Here is an 18,044-nt window from a genome sequence, read left to right as displayed (position 1 = left end):
CATGCGTAGCCGCGACCGATTCAATCTGGGAAAACGCGCTTTAATCGGCCTGCCCTGGCTGTGGATGGCTGTGTTCTTCCTGTTACCCTTCCTGTTTATCCTCAAGTTGAGCCTGTCGGAAGCGGCCTTGATGCAGCCGCCTTATCTGCCGTTTATCCGCGAAGTCAGCGACGGCATGGTAACGATGGTGGTCAACTTCGGCAATTATCTGTTGCTGCTGGAAGACCCGCTGTATCTCAACGCTCTGCTGAATTCGATTGAAATCGCCGCCTGGTCGACTCTGCTGACGCTGTTGGTCGGCTATCCGATGGCGTATGCCATCGCCAAGGCGCCGCACAATTGGCGTCTGCCGTTGCTGATGCTGATTATTCTGCCGTTCTGGACCTCGTTCCTGATTCGCGTCTACGCCTGGATCGGGATTCTGAAAAACAACGGTCTACTGAATAATCTGCTGATCTATCTGGGCATTATCGACCAGCCATTGGAAATCCTGTATACGCCAACTGCGGTCTATATCGGTATCGTCTACTCCTATCTGCCGTTTGTGATTTTGCCGCTGTACGCCACCCTGATTCGCCTCGACGACACTCTGCTGGAAGCGGCTGCCGACCTCGGTTGTCCGCCGTGGAAGCAGTTCCTCACTGTCACTCTGCCGCTGTCCATTCCGGGCGTGATTGCCGGCACCATGCTGGTGTTTATTCCGGTGATGGGCGAATTCGTTATCCCCGACCTGCTCGGCGGGCCGAATGTGCTGATGATCGGTAAACTGATGTGGACCGAATTCTTCAGTAATAAAGACTGGCCGGTCGCTTCGGCGCTGGCGGCGGTTCTACTGCTGGTACTGATCGTGCCCTTTGTGCTGTGGCAACATTTTGAAAGCCGTAACCGGGAGAGTCTGGGATGAGTCTGGGCGTAAAAAAATCAAGAATTGCGCTTTTCAGCCTGTTGGCCTTCGGCTACGCCTTTCTGTACGGACCGATTGTCAGCCTGATGATTTATTCGTTTAACGAAAGTCGTCTGGTCACGGTTTGGGGCGGCTGGAGTACCAAGTGGTACGGCGAATTAATGCATAATCAGCAGATTCTCGATGCAGCCTGGCTGAGTTTGAAAATTGCCGCCATCAGTGCCAGCTTTGCAGTGGTATTCGCCACCCTTGCCGCCATGGCTCTGGTACGCTACAAACGGTTCCGTGGCCGCGGTTCACTCCTGCTCATGCTGACCGCTCCTCTGGTCATGCCGGAAGTCATTCTCGGTCTGTCTCTGTTATTGCTGTTTGTCGCCATGAGCGAATGGCTCGGCTGGCCGGCAGGTCGCGGACAAACCACCATCATCATCGCTCACATGACCTTTGCCATTGCTTATGTCACGGTAGTGGTTCGTTCGCGTCTGGCACACTTCGATTTCAGTCTGGAAGAAGCGGCAATGGATCTGGGGGCCAAACCGGTCAAAGCGTTTTTCACCATCACCTTACCGCTGATCTCTCCGGCCCTGATTGCCGGGTGGCTATTGGCCTTTACGCTGTCGCTCGACGATCTGGTGGTCGCCAGTTTCGTGTCCGGCCCCGGTTCGACGACTCTGCCGATGGTGGTCTATTCCAGTGTTCGCCTGGGCGTCAGCCCACAGATCAATGCGCTGGCAACCATTATTGTCACGCTGGTCAGTCTGGCCGTGGCGATTGCCGGTTACGTCTTCTACCGCCAGGAAAAACAGCGTCTGAAATCGCTGCAGTAAGCGGCCGAAATCTGTAATAAAGAAAAGTAAAAACCGCCGTTGCTTTCAAACACGCGGCGGTTTTCCTCCCAATATCCGTACATCCGTATTACTGCTGTCTCAATAAACCTTTGAAGTTTATATCAATTCTTAAGAACCTCTTGAAATGTCCTCGACGGTCGAGCCTCTCTATTGCACCCAAAAATCAGTGTTCTAAACTGGAGCCAAGGTTAGCCGCCTTATCCCGATCCCAGTTACTCTCTCGGAGGTTTAATATTATGCGCATCCAATCAAAAATCGCTCTCGGATTACTGACCGCTTTTGCCAGCGTCGGTATCAGCAGCCAGGCTTTTGCCGCAGAAAAGAAAGCAGAAGACTCTTATGTTGCCGGAGTTGAAGCCTATGCCAAGACCAATCCTGCACTGGCTCCTTCCATGCAAGCCTATGTCCAAGACCTGAAAAAAGCCATGAAGGTCAACCCAAAACTCGATGACACTCTCCCCGGCAACCAGAATGAAACCAGCTCTTGAAAATCGCTTTCTGCAAAAAGCAAAACGGCGCTGTTAAGCGCCGTTTTTTATGGGTAAAGGAGTGATCATTAGCCGAGCAAAGCCGGTAAATTCTTATACAGAATAAAGATCCCCATCAAAAGCATAAAGATGGCGAACCCTTTCTTAAGCGCTTCCTGATCAATCCTGGAACTGATCTTGTGCCCCAGCCAGCCGCCGAAGATGCCGATTGCCGAGAAGATGCCGATAATGCTCCAGTCCAAAGTCAGATCCAAAGCTTTCAATACCGACAGATATTCAACAAAACCGGCAAACGATTTCACCGCAATAATCACCAGACTGGTTCCAACCGCCAGACGCATCGACAAACCGCCAAGCAGTACCAGCGCCGGAATAATCAGGAAGCCGCCGCCGACTCCGACCAGACCGGTAACACCGCCGACAATAAAGCCGTCAATGGCGATCTTGTAAAACGCGCGCGGCTCATGTTCGCCGTCCTGCAGTTTCATAGGCTTGTACATGAAGTAAGCGGCAACCAGCAACAGCACGGTAAAAATCAACATCTGAATCGCATCGGAGACGAAATGCGCACTCCAGGCACCGGCTACGGCACCGGCCATTCCCGGAACCCCGAACAGCACCACCGTCTTCCACTGCACCAGTTTCTGTCTCGCATACGGGATCGCCGAAAAGACACTGATAATCCCGACGATCATCAAGGACCCGGCAATCGCTACCTTGGTTTCCTGACCGACCACATAGGTCAAAACCGGTACCGTTAAAATCGACCCACCCGATCCCAACAGACCAAGGGTAAGCCCGATAAATAGTGCGCCAATCCAGGCTAATACCATAGGGGTTCTCCTAAAAATTATCTAAACGCCAACCGTAAAAATTGGCTCATTCTACATAAAGCATCCCGGACAGATTATGACGATAGTATGATCGTCACCTGCCGAAACCCCGCATCAGGCTTTGCGGGTTAAAAAGACACCGCTTTCGATGTGATGCGTGTACGGAAACTGATCGAACAGCGCCGTCTGCTGAATTTCATGGGTCTGCGTCAAAACTTCCAGATCGCGCGCCAGCGTTTCCGGATTGCAGGAAATATAGATAATGCGCTCATAGTCGCAGACCATCTTGCGCGTCAAATCATCCAGTCCGGAACGCGGCGGATCGACAAAGATGGTCGAAAACTCATACGCATTCAGATCGATTCCCTTCAATCGATTAAACTCACGCCCGCCGAAAGCCTCGGTGACCTCTTCCGCAGCCATTTTTATAATCTGCAGATTCTCGACACCGTTGGCAGCGATATTGATCTGCGCCGAAGCCACCGAGGTTTTGGAAATTTCCGTCGCCAAAACCTTACGGTAACAATCCGCCAACGCAATCGAAAAATTGCCGTTACCGCAATACAACTCGATCAAATCACCGTCCGATTTGCCTGAAACCGCGCGCGCCCAGTGCAACATGTGCTGCGCCACATACGGATTCGGCTGGGTAAAACTGTTTTCGATCTGCTGGTAATGCAGCGGCTTGCCGTCCACATCTAAGGTTTCGGTCACGAAATCCTCGTCCAACAGAATCTTCTGCTTACGCGCCCTGCCGATAATATGATCGATCGGCAAAATTTCACGCAAACGGTTGGCTCCTGTCAGCCAGGCTTCGTCGCCCTCGATCGAACGACGATAAATCAAAGTCACCAGCATCTGCCCACTCAACGTCGCCAGAAAATCCACCTGAAACAGCTTGCTGCGCAGCGCGTCGTCTGCCTTGATCGCGTCCATCAACTTCGGCATCAGTTCGGCAATCGGTTTAATCGCCATCGGACATTCGTCGATGCGTACCTTCTGCTTGGTTTCCTGATCAAACATGATATAAAACGTATCGTCTTCCTCATGCCAGATGCGGAATTCGGCACGCGCACGGTAATGTTCGGCAGGCGATTCAAATACCTGCAGATTCGGCGCCTGCGGCAGCAGGGTTTGCAAACGCTCTACCTTTTCGGCGAGCTGTTGCGCATACTGTTCGGGAAACACTTGGCAAAGCATCTTGGCTTACACTGACCTTTTCACAATTCAAAAAACAGCGCAATTATACGCTATTTGCCGTTGCGATTATTTCTAAAAGCAGGCCAGCCACTTGTAAGCCGTTGGAAATACACGGAAAGCACTCGACTACAAAGCGTAACTGACACCAAGATAGAGAGAATGACTCTCCAGACTCAGCTCGGTTTTCGGAATGGCGTAATTCATGCCACTCAGGTCAAGATTAAACTTCTGCAAATGCAAACGGCTGTATTGCACCCCGAAATCCAATCCCAAACGCGGTTCAATATTCAGTAAACCAAGCGAATAACTGCTCTTCATCAACTCGTAGCGAATCCCCAGAGCATAATGAAAATAGTCACCGTCGATGTCGATGCGGTAATCCAGATTTTTATTACGGATCGACAGTTGCTGAGGCGCATAGCTGATTTCACCATACACTGCCGCCCGATCACCGAGCGCTTTCGACAACAACAACTTCGGTCCCAGTTTATAGCCCAGGAATTCGGTGGTACTGGCAACCAGACTGACCTCCTCGGAATCGCCTTCCTCTACATATACCGGCGCTCCCTGATTGGGCATCCAGTCGGCCGACGGAACATCAATCCCGGCATTCTTAATCACCGGCGCGGCAATTCCGAGAGACAGCCCCAAACCGATGTAATCGCGTTCGCCCCAACGAAAAAGGTCGTAACCGAGTGTCGCCTGCGCATCGATCCCGCTCCATTCGAATTCGGCACCGATAATGTTCATCTCTCCGCCCTGCAGGTTCTTAACGCTGATCGATTCGTTAAAACTGCTGGTCGGCGTAAGATAAGCAATCGAATAATCATAAAACAGCCGTCCGGAGCGGATGGAAGTATGCTCGGTCTTGTAGTTCAGCCACTCGCCGTAGGATTCGACTCCACCTTGCAATCCTAGTAAACCGCCTTGCAATTCCATACCGGCACTACCGATCAGAATTTCCGAAGCTTGGGCTTCATCGCTCAAAGCGATCAGCAGCATGAAACCCAGCGCACGCAAATGCATAACTTTTCCTTATCTATACATAAGCAATTAATTATATACTTTCACAGGACAAACAAAAGAGCCAAAAGGCAAATTCTCTCCGCGCATGACGACTGAAGACGTCATCCTCTAAATCAGGTAAAATAGCGCGATTAAATTTTTGATACAGGTATGGCCATGACAGCACGTCAACAACGTTTAACCGCCCTCAAATCACTGCTGAACGAACGCATCGTCATTCTCGACGGTGCGATGGGAACCATGATCCAAGGGCTGAATCTCAGCGAAGAAGACTTTCGAGGAGAGCGTTTTGCCGACTATCACATGGACATCAAGGGCAACAACGACATTCTGGCGATGACCAAACCGGAAGTGATCCGCGATATTCACCTGGCGTTCCTGCGCAAGGGTGTCGATATCATCGAAACCAATTCCTTTAACGCCACCACCATTGCCCAGGCCGACTACGACATGCAGGAACATGTCAGTGAGCTGAACCTGGCCTGTGCCAAGGTGGCGCGCGAAGCCTGCGATATTGCCGAGCAGGAAGACGGCAAACCGCGTTTTGTCGCCGGTGTGCTTGGGCCGACAAACCGTACCGCGTCGATTTCGCCGGACGTCAACGATCCGGGTTTCCGTAACACCTCTTTCGACGAACTGGTGACCGCTTACAAACAAGCAACCCACGCCCTGCTGGAAGGCGGCGTCGACACCATTCTGATTGAAACCATTTTCGATACCCTTAATGCGAAAGCTGCCATCTTCGCAGTCAAAGAAGTTGAACAAGAACTACGCGAAGCGTGGAATAAACGGAAAGATGAATATTTCGCTCAGAACGCGACGGCAGTCGAAGTAGCAGCGGAGTTAACTGAAGTTAATGAGCAGCGCAGTGAGGCTGCCAACAAAGTGCTGAGTGAAATAGGCGCTTTCCCAGAAGTTCCGATTATGTTGAGCGGTACCATTACGGACGCGAGTGGAAGAACTCTGTCAGGTCAAACCACCGAAGCTTTCTATAACGCCGTTGCTCATGCCGAACCACTGTCGGTCGGTCTGAACTGTGCTTTAGGACCGGAAGAACTGCGCCCTTATGTGCAGGAACTAAGCCGCGTATGCGAAACCTATGTGTCAATTCACCCGAATGCCGGCCTGCCGAACGAATTCGGAGAGTACGACGAAACGCCGGAACAGATGGCGGCCGAAATCCAACATTGGGCGGAACACGGCTGGATCAATATTATCGGCGGTTGCTGTGGCACCACACCGGATCACGTCGAAGCGATGGCGCAAGCCGCTCAGGCACATCCGCGTCGCGAACTGCCGGAAATTCACGCCGCCTGTCGTCTATCCGGTCTTGAGCCCCTGAATATCGACGAAGACTCGCTGTTCGTTAACGTTGGTGAACGTAACAACGTTACCGGTTCGGCCAAATTCAAACGCCTAATTATCGAAGAAAACTACGAAGAAGCGATCGAAATCGCCGTTAAGCAGGTAGAAGACGGCGCACAAATTATCGACGTCAATATGGACGAAGGGATGCTGGATGCCAAGGCGTGCATGGTCAAATTTCTCAATCTACTCGCCTCAGAACCCGAAGCGTCGCGCGTGCCGATTATGATCGACTCCTCAAAATGGGAAGTCATTGAAGCCGGTCTAAAATGCATTCAAGGTAAAGGGGTGGTCAACTCCATCTCGCTAAAAGAGGGCGAAGAAGCCTTTATTGAACACGCACGCAAGGTCAAACAGTACGGTGCGGCAGCGATTATTATGGCCTTCGACGAAGACGGTCAGGCGGATACGTTAGAACGCAAAATCGAAATCTGTAAACGCTCTTACGAAGTTTTGACTGAAAAAGTCGGCTTCCTGCCGCAAGACATTATTTTCGACCCGAATATCTTCGCGGTCGCGACGGGTATTGAAGAACACAATAATTACGGTCTAGACTTTATCAATGCGGTGACCTGGATTAAAGCCAACCTGCCGCACGCCAAGATTTCCGGTGGGGTTTCCAACGTCTCCTTCTCGTTCCGTGGTAACAATCCGGTGCGCGAAGCGATTCACTCGGTGTTCCTGTACTACGCCATTAAAGAAGGCATGGACATGGGTATCGTTAACGCCGGACAAATGGCGATTTACGATGACCTGCCGGAAAAACTTCGCCTGGCCGTTGAAGATGTCATATTAAACAAAGACCCAGAAGCGGGCGAGCGTCTGCTGGAAGTCGCCGAAGAGTTCCGTGGCGACGGCACAGCCGCCAGCAAAGTGGCCGACACCAAGTGGCGTGAAGAAAGCGTTGAAAAACGTCTGGAGCACGCGCTGGTTAAAGGCATTACCGACTTTATCGAAGAAGATACCGAAGAAGCCTACCAGAAACTTGGTTCAGGGCTATTGGTTATCGAAGGGCCGTTAATGGACGGCATGAACGTGGTCGGCGACCTGTTCGGTTCAGGGAAAATGTTCCTGCCGCAGGTGGTGAAATCGGCGCGAGTTATGAAACGTGCCGTGGCCTATCTTGACCCTTATCTACTGGCGGCGAAAACCGAAGGCCAAGCCAACGGTAAGATTGTCATGGCAACCGTTAAGGGCGACGTGCACGATATCGGTAAAAACATTGTCGGCGTGGTACTGCAATGTAATAACTTCGAGGTTATCGACCTAGGCGTCATGGTTCCGGCGGAAAAAATTCTCGATACCGCAGTTGCCGAAGGCGCAAACGTCATCGGACTTTCCGGTCTGATTACCCCGTCACTGGAAGAGATGGTGAACGTTGCCAAACTGATGAAAGAGCGCAATATGGACTTGCCATTGCTGATTGGTGGCGCGACCACTTCAAAAGCGCATACCGCAGTGAAAATCGAACCGCAATACGACCATCCGGTGGTTTACGTTAAGGATGCTTCGCGTGCGGTCGGTGTCGCGCAAAGTCTGATTTCCAACGACCTGAAAACCGACTTCGCCGCGAAGATTCGTGCCGAATACGAAACCGTGCGTGAAGAGCGTAAAGCGCGCGCCAAGCAGGTGAAACGTGTGCCGATTAATAAGGCGCGTGAAAACCGCATCGAGATCGACTGGAACGGCTATACGCCGGTGAAACCGAGTTTCCTTGGTTCGCGCGTCATTGAAGACTTCCCGCTGGAAAAACTGCTGGAGCGTTTTGACTGGTCGCCGTTCTTCCAATCTTGGGAACTGCACGGTCTCTTCCCGCGAATTCTCGACGACAAGGTGGTCGGTGAAGAAGCGCGTAAAGTTTATGCCGATGCCAAAGAGATGTTGGAAAAAATTATTGCCGAAAAATGGCTGACCGCCAAAGCGGTGTATGGTTTCTATCCGGCGAATGCGATTGGTGACGACATTGAAGTTTATACCGACGAATCGCGCACCGAAGTATTGACCGTTCTGCACAATCTTCGTCAACAGGCGGAGAAAAAACGTGGCGGTTATAACCAGTGTCTAAGCGATTACATTGCACCGAAGGAAACGGGCATTGCCGACTATGTTGGTCTATTCGCGGTTTCCGGCGGTATCGGCTGTGATGAAAAAGCGGCGGAATTTGAAGCCGAGCACAACGATTATGAAGCGATTATGCTCAAAGCACTTGCCGACCGTTTTGCCGAAGCCTTTGCCGAAACTTTGCATGAAATGGTGCGTAAAACCGAATGGGGCTATGCGCCGGATGAAAATTTGGATAACGAAGCGTTGATTCGCGAGAAATACCAAGGGATTCGTCCTGCACCGGGCTATCCTGCCTGCCCAGAACATACCGAAAAAGGCACCATTTGGGAACTACTCAAGCCGTCGGAAAGCATCGGCTTGGATTTAACCTCAAGCTACGCAATGACACCAACTGCCGCGGTTTCAGGTGTCTATTTCTCGCACCCGGGATCGAAATACTTCGGTATCGGTTCGGTCGGTCGCGACCAGGTCGAAGATTACGCCCACCGCAAAGGCTGGACAGTCGAAGAAACCGAGAAATGGCTGGCTCCGAATCTGGGTTACGATCCGGAAGATTTTGCGCAGTAAACAAATCATTATCTTTTATTATTTAACACACTGAATAATCATGCTCTGGTGCGAATTAGTATTTCAAGATAGAGTACAAGTAAAGAAGATTGAGTAAGATTAGTGACATATACTGGCAACGAGGTTAAAAAAGCAGGTGAAGCTTTAATAGATGACAATATTTTTCACGACAAAGAAAAGTACGATAAAGCCATGGATGTATTATCTTATTGGCGCTCGCAACATGAAATTCCTCTTGAACACGCTTTGTCTCTAGTAAAAAAAGTTACTCGAGAAATCGATAATGAAGCAATCTTTGCTAAACGCCTGAAACGAACACCTTCTATCATAAAGAAACTTAAACGATTTAGCTCTTCAAATATGAAACTAAAGAGTATGCAGGATGTAGGAGGATGCCGCGTCGTAGTTTCTTCTCCTAAAAAGCTTCAAAAGCTATTTAAAAAACTAAAAAAACTGCCGTATTTCAATAATTCTGAAGGTAAGTTGCGAGTAAAGGATTATGTAACACATCCCAAAGATGATGGATATAGATCCATTCATTTAGTTGGACGTTTTCCAGATAGAAATCAAAATACTAAGCAAATTGAGATTCAGTTAAGAACAAGACTTCAACATGACTGGGCAACAACATTAGAGATTGTCGAATTGTTTACCGGAGAAGCATTGAAATCAAATGGAGGCAGTATTCGATGGAGACAATTCTTCGCTTTAGCTAGTGAACAATTCGCTTTAATGGAAAATATTCATATATTTCATTCTCTTAATTACAAGAAACAACAAGAACTCTATTTTTCTCGTCTCGAAAAACACCCGGAGAAATTGAAAAGTTGTTTAGATGTAGCTTCTTTAGATAGAACACTAGGTGTTTTAAAAAAATTACACCACTACACAGAGTCATTAAAAATAACAAGCAAGTTTATTGAAGAAGCTCCCGACACTCACTACATGCTATTACTAGTAGATACTAAAAAAAATCAGCTAACATACGAAAACTTCACAAAAGAACAATTTATTGAAGCAGAAGAAGCCTATACCGATGCTGAAAAAGAATATAGTCATAATCAAGGCATCACCGTAGCATTGGTTTATGCTAGCGCTCTCGGAGGAATAAAAGAAGCTTATCCCAATTATTTTGCAGACTCTAGAGAATTTATAAGTTATTTAACACACATAAAAGCTGCAGAATCCCAATTGAATCCGGGTTTCATTCAGAAGTTCTTTGACGGTTTGCCAAGATTCTGATAACCGAGAATAATAGGAATCATATATGGACACGCCACTGGTTTCAAGTAATAAAATTCCGTAAGTACGTTTTCAGCACTCTGTTTTGTTTAATGACTACCTTTTTGTTCTGCTGTTTGGCTGGGTTAAATGCGAGTTAAGCGGTCGTATATTCGGCTCTTAAATATCAGCCATTCGAAGTATTCTTGAATGCCTGACTAGCCATCATGTTATCCGCACCTTGGCACCTATTCAGAGTAACGAGACCTGCGTCTCAGACCCCAAGTTCAGGTCTTGCCAAAGTGGGATTAACCCGTTTTACCATAAGCATCGCTTTGCAAGGTAAACTGTTTCAGTGATGTTTTAGGACATCACTTGATATTCTTTGTTGTGTGCCATCAGTGACCATATAATTCTGGCCGTTTTATTGGCAAGCGTGACGGCCGCGACTTGAATACATTTCGTCTGCCGTAATTTTCTCGCCCAGCGTATTTGATTGTCATTCCCCTTGCTCCGCACTATCGCCGTTAGAGCACCTTGTACTAATAACCTTCTTAAATAGCCATTGCCACGTTTGCTGATGCCGAGCAGAATGTTTTTACCGCCTGTTGAGTTTTGACGAGGAACTAAGCCTAGCCAGGCAGAAAACTGCCGTCCGTTTTTAAATTCCAGTGGGTCATTGATTGCAGCCGGAAACAAAGGTGTCAGAGTAAAATTAAATCTCTAGTCTTTAGCAGTTTGTGAACGCCGCTCGGCTTTGCTATGACGAATAATTTCACGTTGGGTAAAGAGGTAGAGCTGTTCGATTTTGTCACGCGCCCAAGGCGTTTTACGCAGGAAGGTTAGACTCGATTTAATCGATGGATTACTCTTAAAGCAGTTCATCTTCGTTTTTTCAAACAGCCCTTGCCAGCCATAATATTCATGTAATTCAGTGACTATGGTTTTTAAGGTAATGCCATGCAGCGGATTATTACGCTGTGTGGCACTTTGCTGCAAGCGTGACTTCGGAGAATAGGGGCTTTTAGATGGATGGCTTTCCGGTTTATTTTTCGTGGTGTTCGATTGATCTGTCATATGCCTCTCCTTAAAGAACAACTTTCTCCTGCAAGAATCAACAGGGTCAGACACCATTGATCTTAAATCAGCCAGTGTTAATTTGCTTAATAATAGATAACTTTTGTGAAGGTTTTGTGAGGATTTAAGTCGTTTGAATATTGATAATCTTTGTGAAGCCAACACAAAGAGGTATCCATCAATGTTTAAGCAAATGAGTAAAACCGCCTTAGTTACTTTAGGGCTGGTTTCCGTATTAAGTTCTTCGGTTTTTGCCGAAGAAAACAAAGTACCAGAACCTACTGCGAATGGTATCGCTTTTCCTGTAAATTATCAGGACTGGGATATTGTTTCTGTCTCACATCGTGAGGATCATAAGAGTGTCCGCGCGATTATCGGCAATAAAATTGCTGTTGAAGCGGTTGAGAAAGGTCAGACTAATCCATGGCCGGATGGCGCGGCATTGGGAAAACTGGTTTGGAAAGCACGCCACGACGAACACTGGAAACCGGCTGTGGTACCAGGCGAGTTTATTCATGCCGAATTCATGTTTAAAGATGCCGAAAAATGGAAAGATACTGCCGGTTGGGGTTGGGCTCGCTGGTTGGGAACAGAGCAAAAACCGTTCGGTAAGGATGCCGCTTCTGCCCATTCTTCATGCATAGCTTGCCACACTCCGGTGAAAAACCAGGACTGGGTCTTTACTAAACCTGCCATTTTGCCAAAACGTATCCGTTAAGGAATCGTTATTCGTTTTATCAGCCCTCTTTACTGAGGGCTTTTGGGTTTAAAAAATGAACGTTTTAATCGTTGAAGATGATGTTGATATTGCTCGTTTAGTCGCTATTCAAGTAGAAGAATTGCAAGGGCATGCCTATAGCGCCAATACCTTGGAAGAAGCGAGTCTGATCAGACAACAACATGATTTTGACCTGATTGTTCTGGACCTGTCGCTTCCAGATGGCGACGGCATTGATTTTTGCCGGGAGTTGCGCAAAGAAGATGAGAACACTCCGGTTTTAATGTTGACCGCTCGCGGCAATGAATTAGATCGGGTGGTGGGCTTGGAAATAGGTGCAGACGACTACTTAAGCAAACCATTTGGTTTGGCAGAACTTAAAGCCCGGATGAAAGCACTTTTAAGACGTGTTAAACGGGCACAGAAACCGGCTGAAACGGATGTCATTGAAATTGGCGCTTTAAAAATTGAACCCAATTCACATCAGGCCTGGTTAAAAGGTGAAGCTCTGACACTGACGGCAAAAGAGTTTGCTATTCTGGTTATCTTCGCTCAGCACCCAACGCAGGTTTTCAGCCGTTCGGATTTGTTGAATCAAATTTGGGGTATTCAGCATGAAGGCTACGAACACACCGTTAATAGCCATCTCAATCGGTTACGCAAGAAAATCGAAGACAATCCGAATCAGCCGCAAATTATTGAAACCGTTTGGGGCGTTGGCTACAAATTAAACCCTGACACTTTGTAATCCATACGCAAACGAGCCAGCCTAATATGAAAAAAGCTTTGCAATCAAAATTATTTCGCCAGTATAGCTTGATGCTGGCGAGCGTCTTTTTTATTTCCAGCGTGGTTTACCTGTTCGTCAGTTACGGCATGGCGCATTATTATCTGCAACAGGTGCAAACCCGCATCCATCTAAACATGGCAGATACTTTGATTGAAGACCACCGGCTGGTCGAACACGGCAAACTCGATGAAAGTGCGGTCTCCAAAACTTTTGAGCGCTATATGCTACTCAACCCCAGTTTGCAGATTTATCTGTTAGATCAACAAGGCAATATCCTGCGTTATGCGGCGGATAAGAAGAAAATCCTACGCTCTCAGGTCAGCATGCAACCGATTAAGGCAATGCTGAATCAGCCGGATTCCGGTAAATGGCCTTTAGGCGATGATCCGCGTAGCCTGCAAGAGAAAAAACCTTTTTCGGTGGCGCGTTTACCCAATAAAAATGGTGAGGAAAACTATTATCTCTATGTGATTATTCAGGATAGTATCGAAGAGGATGTTAATCGCCAGCTACAAGAGAGTCTTATGCTCAAGCTTGGTGTTTACGCCCTGGGTTTTAGCCTGTTGATCGGACTGCTTTTAGGGGTATTGCTGTTTTCGCGATTGATACGCAGAATCGCTTTTTTATCTGACAAAATTCAGCGTTTTCGTCAAGACTTGGCCCAAGATGTTCCGCCCGCGAAAAAAAACCGGAATGAGTTGGATCAACTGCAAAACGATATGAGTGCCTTGAGCAGTCAAATTCAAACCCAGGTGCACCAGTTGGAACAGTCTGACGAACAGCGACGATTTCTACTTTCACGGCTGTCGCACGATCTACGAACTCCGTTAACCAACCTACTGGGTTATATGGAACAAGCCGAAAAACAGGGTACTGATCCCTACCTCAGTACCGCTTATCAAAACGGCTTAAAGCTCAAACATTATCTTGATCAGCTTTTTGATTTTGCCAAGATTGACCTCCAAAGCTTTATGCTCACAAAAGAAGAGTTATCCCTAAGTGAATTCTGTTTTGATCTTTTTTCGGATTACTTGGCGCGTAATCCTAATCCTGACTGGAAAATTGACGTCTCAGATAACTACCTTTATGAATTTGATCCGGTGTATATGGAAAGCGCTTTGATTAATCTGTTCGATAACGCCTTGAAATACGGACAAGGCGAAGTGTGTTTCGCTCTGAAACCGGTTGATGAAGGTGTTGTGTTAAGCGTGTGTAGCCAAGGCGAACCGCTTGAAGCCTCTACCGAGAAGCAGTTAACCTCATCTTCATTTCAAATCGACTCCGGTCTTGGGCTATCGATTGTTCGCGTGATTACCGAAAAACATGGCGGGCAGTTTTGCTATGTTCGCAGAGCAGAATACAACTGTTTTGAAATCCGCCTTCCTGCACTAAAAGGATCGTGAACCAGGGATATTAATCTCTCTTGTGTAGAGCATAAATAGTGAATTGACAGCCCTGCTCCGATCGGTAATGACGAAGCTTCTTTCGAAAGATTTATGATTTGCCAGTGCCGCCAGCCGCTACCGGTTGGCGCATCGGGATCATAGGCAAAAACGGCGAATACTCAAGGAATTCCCATTTCAACTCTATTGGAATCACGCTCTCTTGCCAGCTTTCCAGCTTAAACTCCCAGTAGTACGGCTGGCTGAATTCTTTCTCTCCTTTTGCGTATTCATGCCATAAAACTTCAACTTGTCCCGTTAATTGCAGTATGCGATTGTTCTCAAAGTCTGGAAAAACAAGACCGGCATAGGGATAGCTTTCAAAATTTCCGAGAGTATTGAACATACCGTTTCCTGCGTATTCTGGAATACGCAGTCGTTGAGCATTCAGAACTTCAATAAAACCGGGATGACCACCGCGATGTGACGCATCGCAACCCGCTTTGGGGTGCGCGCTGGCGACAAAAAAAGTATCGGCACGCGACAATTGTTTGCATTGTTCTGGTGTCAGTCGTTCTCCGCTTGCCGTATTTGTTTCCCGTGTATTCATAATATTGCCGGTCACAGTCAGATTTCGTGTCTGGATATATTTAGGGCAATTCGGGTAGAAACGATCAACCTCTATCAAATAGCTGTTGCTATCCTGACGAACTCGTCCGTTGATACGTAGACGCCTGCGGCTACTCAGTTCTATGAGCAAAATCCCGATTTCAGGATCCTGCTTAAGGTTTTGCCAGACCGGGTCACCGGTTGCGGTAAAACATAATATATGGTCAAGACGTAACTGTCTCTCAGTTTCAGCATTGAGGAATCCTGGTGAACCAAATAACATTGATGCCCAGACATTACCTTCTGCATCCCGACTGGAAACCACAGCCATAGTCTGCTGACTGATAAAGTACATCGCAGCCTCAGGTATAAACCGCTGGATCACTCTTTCGGTCGAAACAGCCTGTGCTCGAGCTCCGATTCGTGTCTGCATAGACAGTTCACCTTCGTGAAATAGAGAATCATTATTCATCGTGTAGGTACTCGTATGAGAGGCGCAACAGCATGAGCCCCTGTTAGATTATTCACACATCGAAGTAGCAGGAATTTGATGTCGGTCGAATCCTCTTTAGACACCATTTGCTCTCTCTTTGTATCCCTTATTCGATCGAAGTCGTATGCCGTAGCGGTTCACTACGACACACGATCTGTTATCAATAACGGTCAGTACACCAAAATGGTAAAACCTTCGGCCATCAATCTGGCAACACTGGGAAGCCCCTCTGTGCCTGGTATCAGGTTGTCGTTGAGAAAGTTGATATCGGATGCTTTCACTTCATCAGACGCTCCAAACACAACGGCACAGCCCTGCGAAGCGCCGGCGACTTTGTCCTTGACGAGTTCAAACAATCCGTGGACAGGATGCTCCGGCTTGTTCAACTCGCTAATCCAGCGTGTGCCTGTACCAAGAAACATTACCTGCACAGTTTCGTTTTTCTGTTTGAGATCATGCGCGACTGCCAGTCCGTTAAAGACACGCCCAAGCGCTTCTTCACCGGCTTGTGGATCGGAATGAATGAGGATTGCTGTTTTCATTATTTACTCCATTGTTAAGTTTAAATTGACGGTCACCCCGTCAAGAAACTAGTATGTTTTTTTCTTTAGAACGAATAAATATCGAAATTATCATTAAACTATTGCAAAAAACGGAGTAATAAGCGCCATGGACAAACTTCAAGCAATGAATACTTTCGTGCAGATAGCGGACCACGGGAGTCTTACCTCGGCTGCAGAAGCGATGGATAAATCCTTACCATCAGTGGTGCGTGTGCTTGCTTCTCTGGAAGACTCATTACAGGTGCGCTTATTTAATCGAACGACACGCCGTATAGCATTGACGGAAGAAGGCAGGCTTTATCTTAAGCAGTGTCGGAGAATACTGGCGGATGTTGAGGAAGCGGAAAGATCTCTAGGACAACATCAGTCAGAGCCTCAGGGTTTGATTACCATAACTGCGCCCGAGCGCTTCGGTGAGATGCATGTCGCCCCTGCGGTATCTGCATTCTTAAAGCGCTATCCGAACACGCGGGTTAATTTGCTGTTGCATGATCGCTTAGTCGATCTTTTGGATGAGGGAGTGGATATCGCTGTACGCATTGCGCACTTGCCTGATTCGAACTTGATTGCAAAACCGGTCAGTGCTGTTCGACAAGTCGTTTGCGCAAGCCCGGCCTTGCTGGAACAAACCGGCATACCGCAAAGCCCCGCAGAGTTATCGGATTTGCCCTGTATACAGTTCACAGGAATGTCGAGCAGCCCCGAGTGGGAATTTTTTCGAGTTGATCAGCAGCACCGCATCCCCATCAACAACATACTGAACTGCAACCAGGCGGGCGCATCATTAGATGCCTGTATGTCTGGTGTAGGTTTTGGTCGATTTCTCTGTTATCAGACCGCCCCCTATGAGAAAAATGGGCGACTTGTGAAAGTTCTATCCGATTACGAACCGCCGGCATTGCCATTAAGTCTGGTCTATCCTCATGCCCGTTTACTATCCATAAGAGTACGGGCCATGGTTGACTGTCTGGCCTCCTCGCTACGGACTTCTTTAGGAGAATAAGCAAAGTAGCAAATGAATGTATAAGGGCACTGAACCCTATCCCGATACCACTTATCCAATGGCCTAAAGTTCAAACATTATGATCAGCTTTTTGATTTTGCCAAGGTGACCAGGCGCCCCCTTTGAAAGGTCTATCAAAAAACAGTTTGTTTCATCATCATTTCAAATCGACTCCGGTCTTGAGCTGTCAATTATTGACGTGATTACCGAAAAACATGGCGGACAATTCTGATTAGCTATTTTTCATTAACATTTAACCAGTCACAGCTTAATTACAACCCCACCAATCGCTTTTTACTTTTGCCCCCAATCTTTCCACAGGTATAAAACGCCGCCTTCTCAACCAAGATTCCCCCCTTTAAAAACTGATTTTGATTTCTAAAAATGACCGTTTAAGTGCTGCTGAAGAGGAGTACGTTTCTGATGTCGTGCATGTGACTAAACCTATTGGGGAACAGAAAAGTGCCGAAATTGTGAACCTCCTGTGAGGAATTACCAATGGGTGCTTTTGATAATAAGACTCAGCCACACGGCGATGATTCACGTTGTACCTAAAGGAAAGTCTTATGAAAACACGAGCATTATTTTCAGTTTTTTTAATGGGGAGTTGCTTTTTAACTTCCAACATTGCAATTGCATACGATGAAGAGCTTGATGCCATTCCGGTATTTGCACCAGGCGATTTTCATGAAGTGAAAAATAGCGGAGATTCAAGTTATGTTGACTTATTTTCGGAAGATTACAGCTCAATTCTTCCCTCGGAAAGTGAGGAGGCAAACAGTTCCGACAAGATGGTTTCTCAGAGAGTGACGGATCAAACCAACTTTGCTGAGCTAGGTTTTTGTGCGGAAGACTACAGCCCTCTTTTGTAAATGATGACTGAACTGGTTTAG

At 47.5% G+C, this 18,044-nt stretch carries 17 protein-coding genes and 1 pseudogene; 10 read left to right on the top strand and 8 right to left on the bottom strand.

Features of this window, described 5'->3' with window-relative positions; genetic code table 11:
* Position 1: 1 nt before the first annotated feature.
* From H8792_RS04080 to H8792_RS04070, 3 genes are all read left to right on the top strand, one after another.
* Entirely contained in the window at positions 2 to 904 is a 903-nt protein-coding gene (locus H8792_RS04080; protein WP_185977660.1) for an ABC transporter permease subunit, read from the top strand.
* The gene (locus H8792_RS04075) at positions 901 to 1,731 is read left to right on the top strand and encodes an ABC transporter permease subunit (protein WP_185977659.1); all 831 of its coding nucleotides are present in this window, start codon (positions 901 to 903) and stop codon (positions 1,729 to 1,731) included. The genes H8792_RS04080 and H8792_RS04075 overlap by 4 nt, the downstream gene beginning before the upstream one ends.
* A gap of 257 nt (positions 1,732 to 1,988) precedes the next feature.
* Positions 1,989 to 2,240: a hypothetical protein gene (locus H8792_RS04070; RefSeq protein WP_185977658.1), complete on the top strand. Its 252-nt coding sequence runs from the start codon at positions 1,989 to 1,991 to the stop codon at positions 2,238 to 2,240.
* Between the two features lie 68 nt (positions 2,241 to 2,308).
* Here the strand turns inward: H8792_RS04070 and H8792_RS04065 are convergent, their stop codons facing one another.
* The 3 genes from H8792_RS04065 to H8792_RS04055 all read right to left on the bottom strand — a co-directional run bounded on the left by H8792_RS04065 (position 2,309) and on the right by H8792_RS04055 (position 5,299).
* The gene (locus H8792_RS04065) at positions 2,309 to 3,073 is read right to left on the bottom strand and encodes a sulfite exporter TauE/SafE family protein (protein WP_185977657.1); all 765 of its coding nucleotides are present in this window, start codon (positions 3,071 to 3,073) and stop codon (positions 2,309 to 2,311) included.
* Positions 3,074 to 3,187: 114 nt separating this feature from the next.
* Positions 3,188 to 4,273 (bottom strand): tRNA (uridine(54)-C5)-methyltransferase TrmA, encoded by a 1,086-nt coding sequence (gene trmA, locus H8792_RS04060; protein WP_185977656.1) that lies wholly within the window; start codon positions 4,271 to 4,273, stop codon positions 3,188 to 3,190.
* A 126-nt stretch (positions 4,274 to 4,399) separates the two neighbouring features.
* Positions 4,400 to 5,299, bottom strand: a complete 900-nt coding sequence (locus tag H8792_RS04055; protein ID WP_185977655.1) for a hypothetical protein — start codon at positions 5,297 to 5,299, stop codon at positions 4,400 to 4,402.
* Positions 5,300 to 5,455: 156 nt separating this feature from the next.
* Between H8792_RS04055 and metH the strand changes: the two genes are divergently transcribed.
* Positions 5,456 to 9,295, top strand: a complete 3,840-nt coding sequence (metH, locus tag H8792_RS04050) for a methionine synthase (protein ID WP_185977654.1) — start codon at positions 5,456 to 5,458, stop codon at positions 9,293 to 9,295.
* A 102-nt stretch (positions 9,296 to 9,397) separates the two neighbouring features.
* Complete coding sequence (locus tag H8792_RS04045; protein WP_185977653.1) at positions 9,398 to 10,537, top strand: RelA/SpoT domain-containing protein; 1,140 nt, start codon at positions 9,398 to 9,400, stop codon at positions 10,535 to 10,537.
* 342 nt (positions 10,538 to 10,879) lie between these two features.
* Here H8792_RS04045 and H8792_RS12785 read toward each other — a convergent pair whose 3' ends face one another.
* Both H8792_RS12785 and H8792_RS04035 read right to left on the bottom strand, forming a co-directional pair.
* Entirely contained in the window at positions 10,880 to 11,215 is a 336-nt protein-coding gene (locus tag H8792_RS12785) for a transposase (RefSeq protein ID WP_185977652.1), read from the bottom strand.
* A gap of 24 nt (positions 11,216 to 11,239) precedes the next feature.
* Entirely contained in the window at positions 11,240 to 11,593 is a 354-nt protein-coding gene (locus tag H8792_RS04035; protein ID WP_185977651.1) for a VF530 family protein, read from the bottom strand.
* A gap of 181 nt (positions 11,594 to 11,774) precedes the next feature.
* Between H8792_RS04035 and H8792_RS04030 the strand changes: the two genes are divergently transcribed.
* The 3 genes from H8792_RS04030 to H8792_RS04020 are packed head-to-tail and all read left to right on the top strand — an operon-like array spanning position 11,775 to position 14,504.
* The gene (locus H8792_RS04030; protein ID WP_228766929.1) at positions 11,775 to 12,311 is read left to right on the top strand and encodes a cytochrome P460 family protein; all 537 of its coding nucleotides are present in this window, start codon (positions 11,775 to 11,777) and stop codon (positions 12,309 to 12,311) included.
* A gap of 55 nt (positions 12,312 to 12,366) precedes the next feature.
* Complete coding sequence (locus H8792_RS04025) at positions 12,367 to 13,059, top strand: response regulator transcription factor (RefSeq protein ID WP_185977650.1); 693 nt, start codon at positions 12,367 to 12,369, stop codon at positions 13,057 to 13,059.
* Between the two features lie 26 nt (positions 13,060 to 13,085).
* Positions 13,086 to 14,504, top strand: coding sequence for a sensor histidine kinase (locus H8792_RS04020; protein ID WP_185977649.1), 1,419 nt, complete (start codon positions 13,086 to 13,088; stop codon positions 14,502 to 14,504).
* On the opposite strand, the pseudogene H8792_RS12780 reads toward H8792_RS04020, so the two are convergent.
* The 3 genes and pseudogenes from H8792_RS12780 to H8792_RS04005 all read right to left on the bottom strand — a co-directional run.
* Positions 14,441 to 14,608 (bottom strand): annotated as a pseudogene (locus tag H8792_RS12780) (hypothetical protein); the annotation flags it as partial. The gene H8792_RS04020 and the pseudogene H8792_RS12780 overlap by 64 nt on opposite strands.
* A complete protein-coding gene (locus H8792_RS04010; protein WP_407701662.1) occupies positions 14,596 to 15,447 on the bottom strand; it encodes a pyridoxamine 5'-phosphate oxidase family protein in 852 nt (283 codons plus the stop codon). The gene H8792_RS04010 and the pseudogene H8792_RS12780, both read right to left, overlap by 13 nt.
* A 308-nt stretch (positions 15,448 to 15,755) precedes the next feature.
* Positions 15,756 to 16,127, bottom strand: a complete 372-nt coding sequence (locus H8792_RS04005) for a hypothetical protein (protein WP_185977647.1) — start codon at positions 16,125 to 16,127, stop codon at positions 15,756 to 15,758.
* A gap of 127 nt (positions 16,128 to 16,254) precedes the next feature.
* Between H8792_RS04005 and H8792_RS04000 the strand changes: the two genes are divergently transcribed.
* Entirely contained in the window at positions 16,255 to 17,151 is an 897-nt protein-coding gene (locus H8792_RS04000; RefSeq protein ID WP_185977646.1) for a LysR family transcriptional regulator, read from the top strand.
* 566 nt (positions 17,152 to 17,717) lie between these two features.
* Positions 17,718 to 18,023: a hypothetical protein gene (locus H8792_RS03995; protein WP_185977645.1), complete on the top strand. Its 306-nt coding sequence runs from the start codon at positions 17,718 to 17,720 to the stop codon at positions 18,021 to 18,023.
* Positions 18,024 to 18,044: the final 21 nt, after the last annotated feature.

The organism is Thiomicrorhabdus heinhorstiae (assembly GCF_013391765.2).
GTDB classification, from domain to species: domain Bacteria; phylum Pseudomonadota; class Gammaproteobacteria; order Thiomicrospirales; family Thiomicrospiraceae; genus Thiomicrorhabdus; species Thiomicrorhabdus heinhorstiae.
This window is presented reverse-complemented; position numbering and strand designations above follow the sequence as displayed.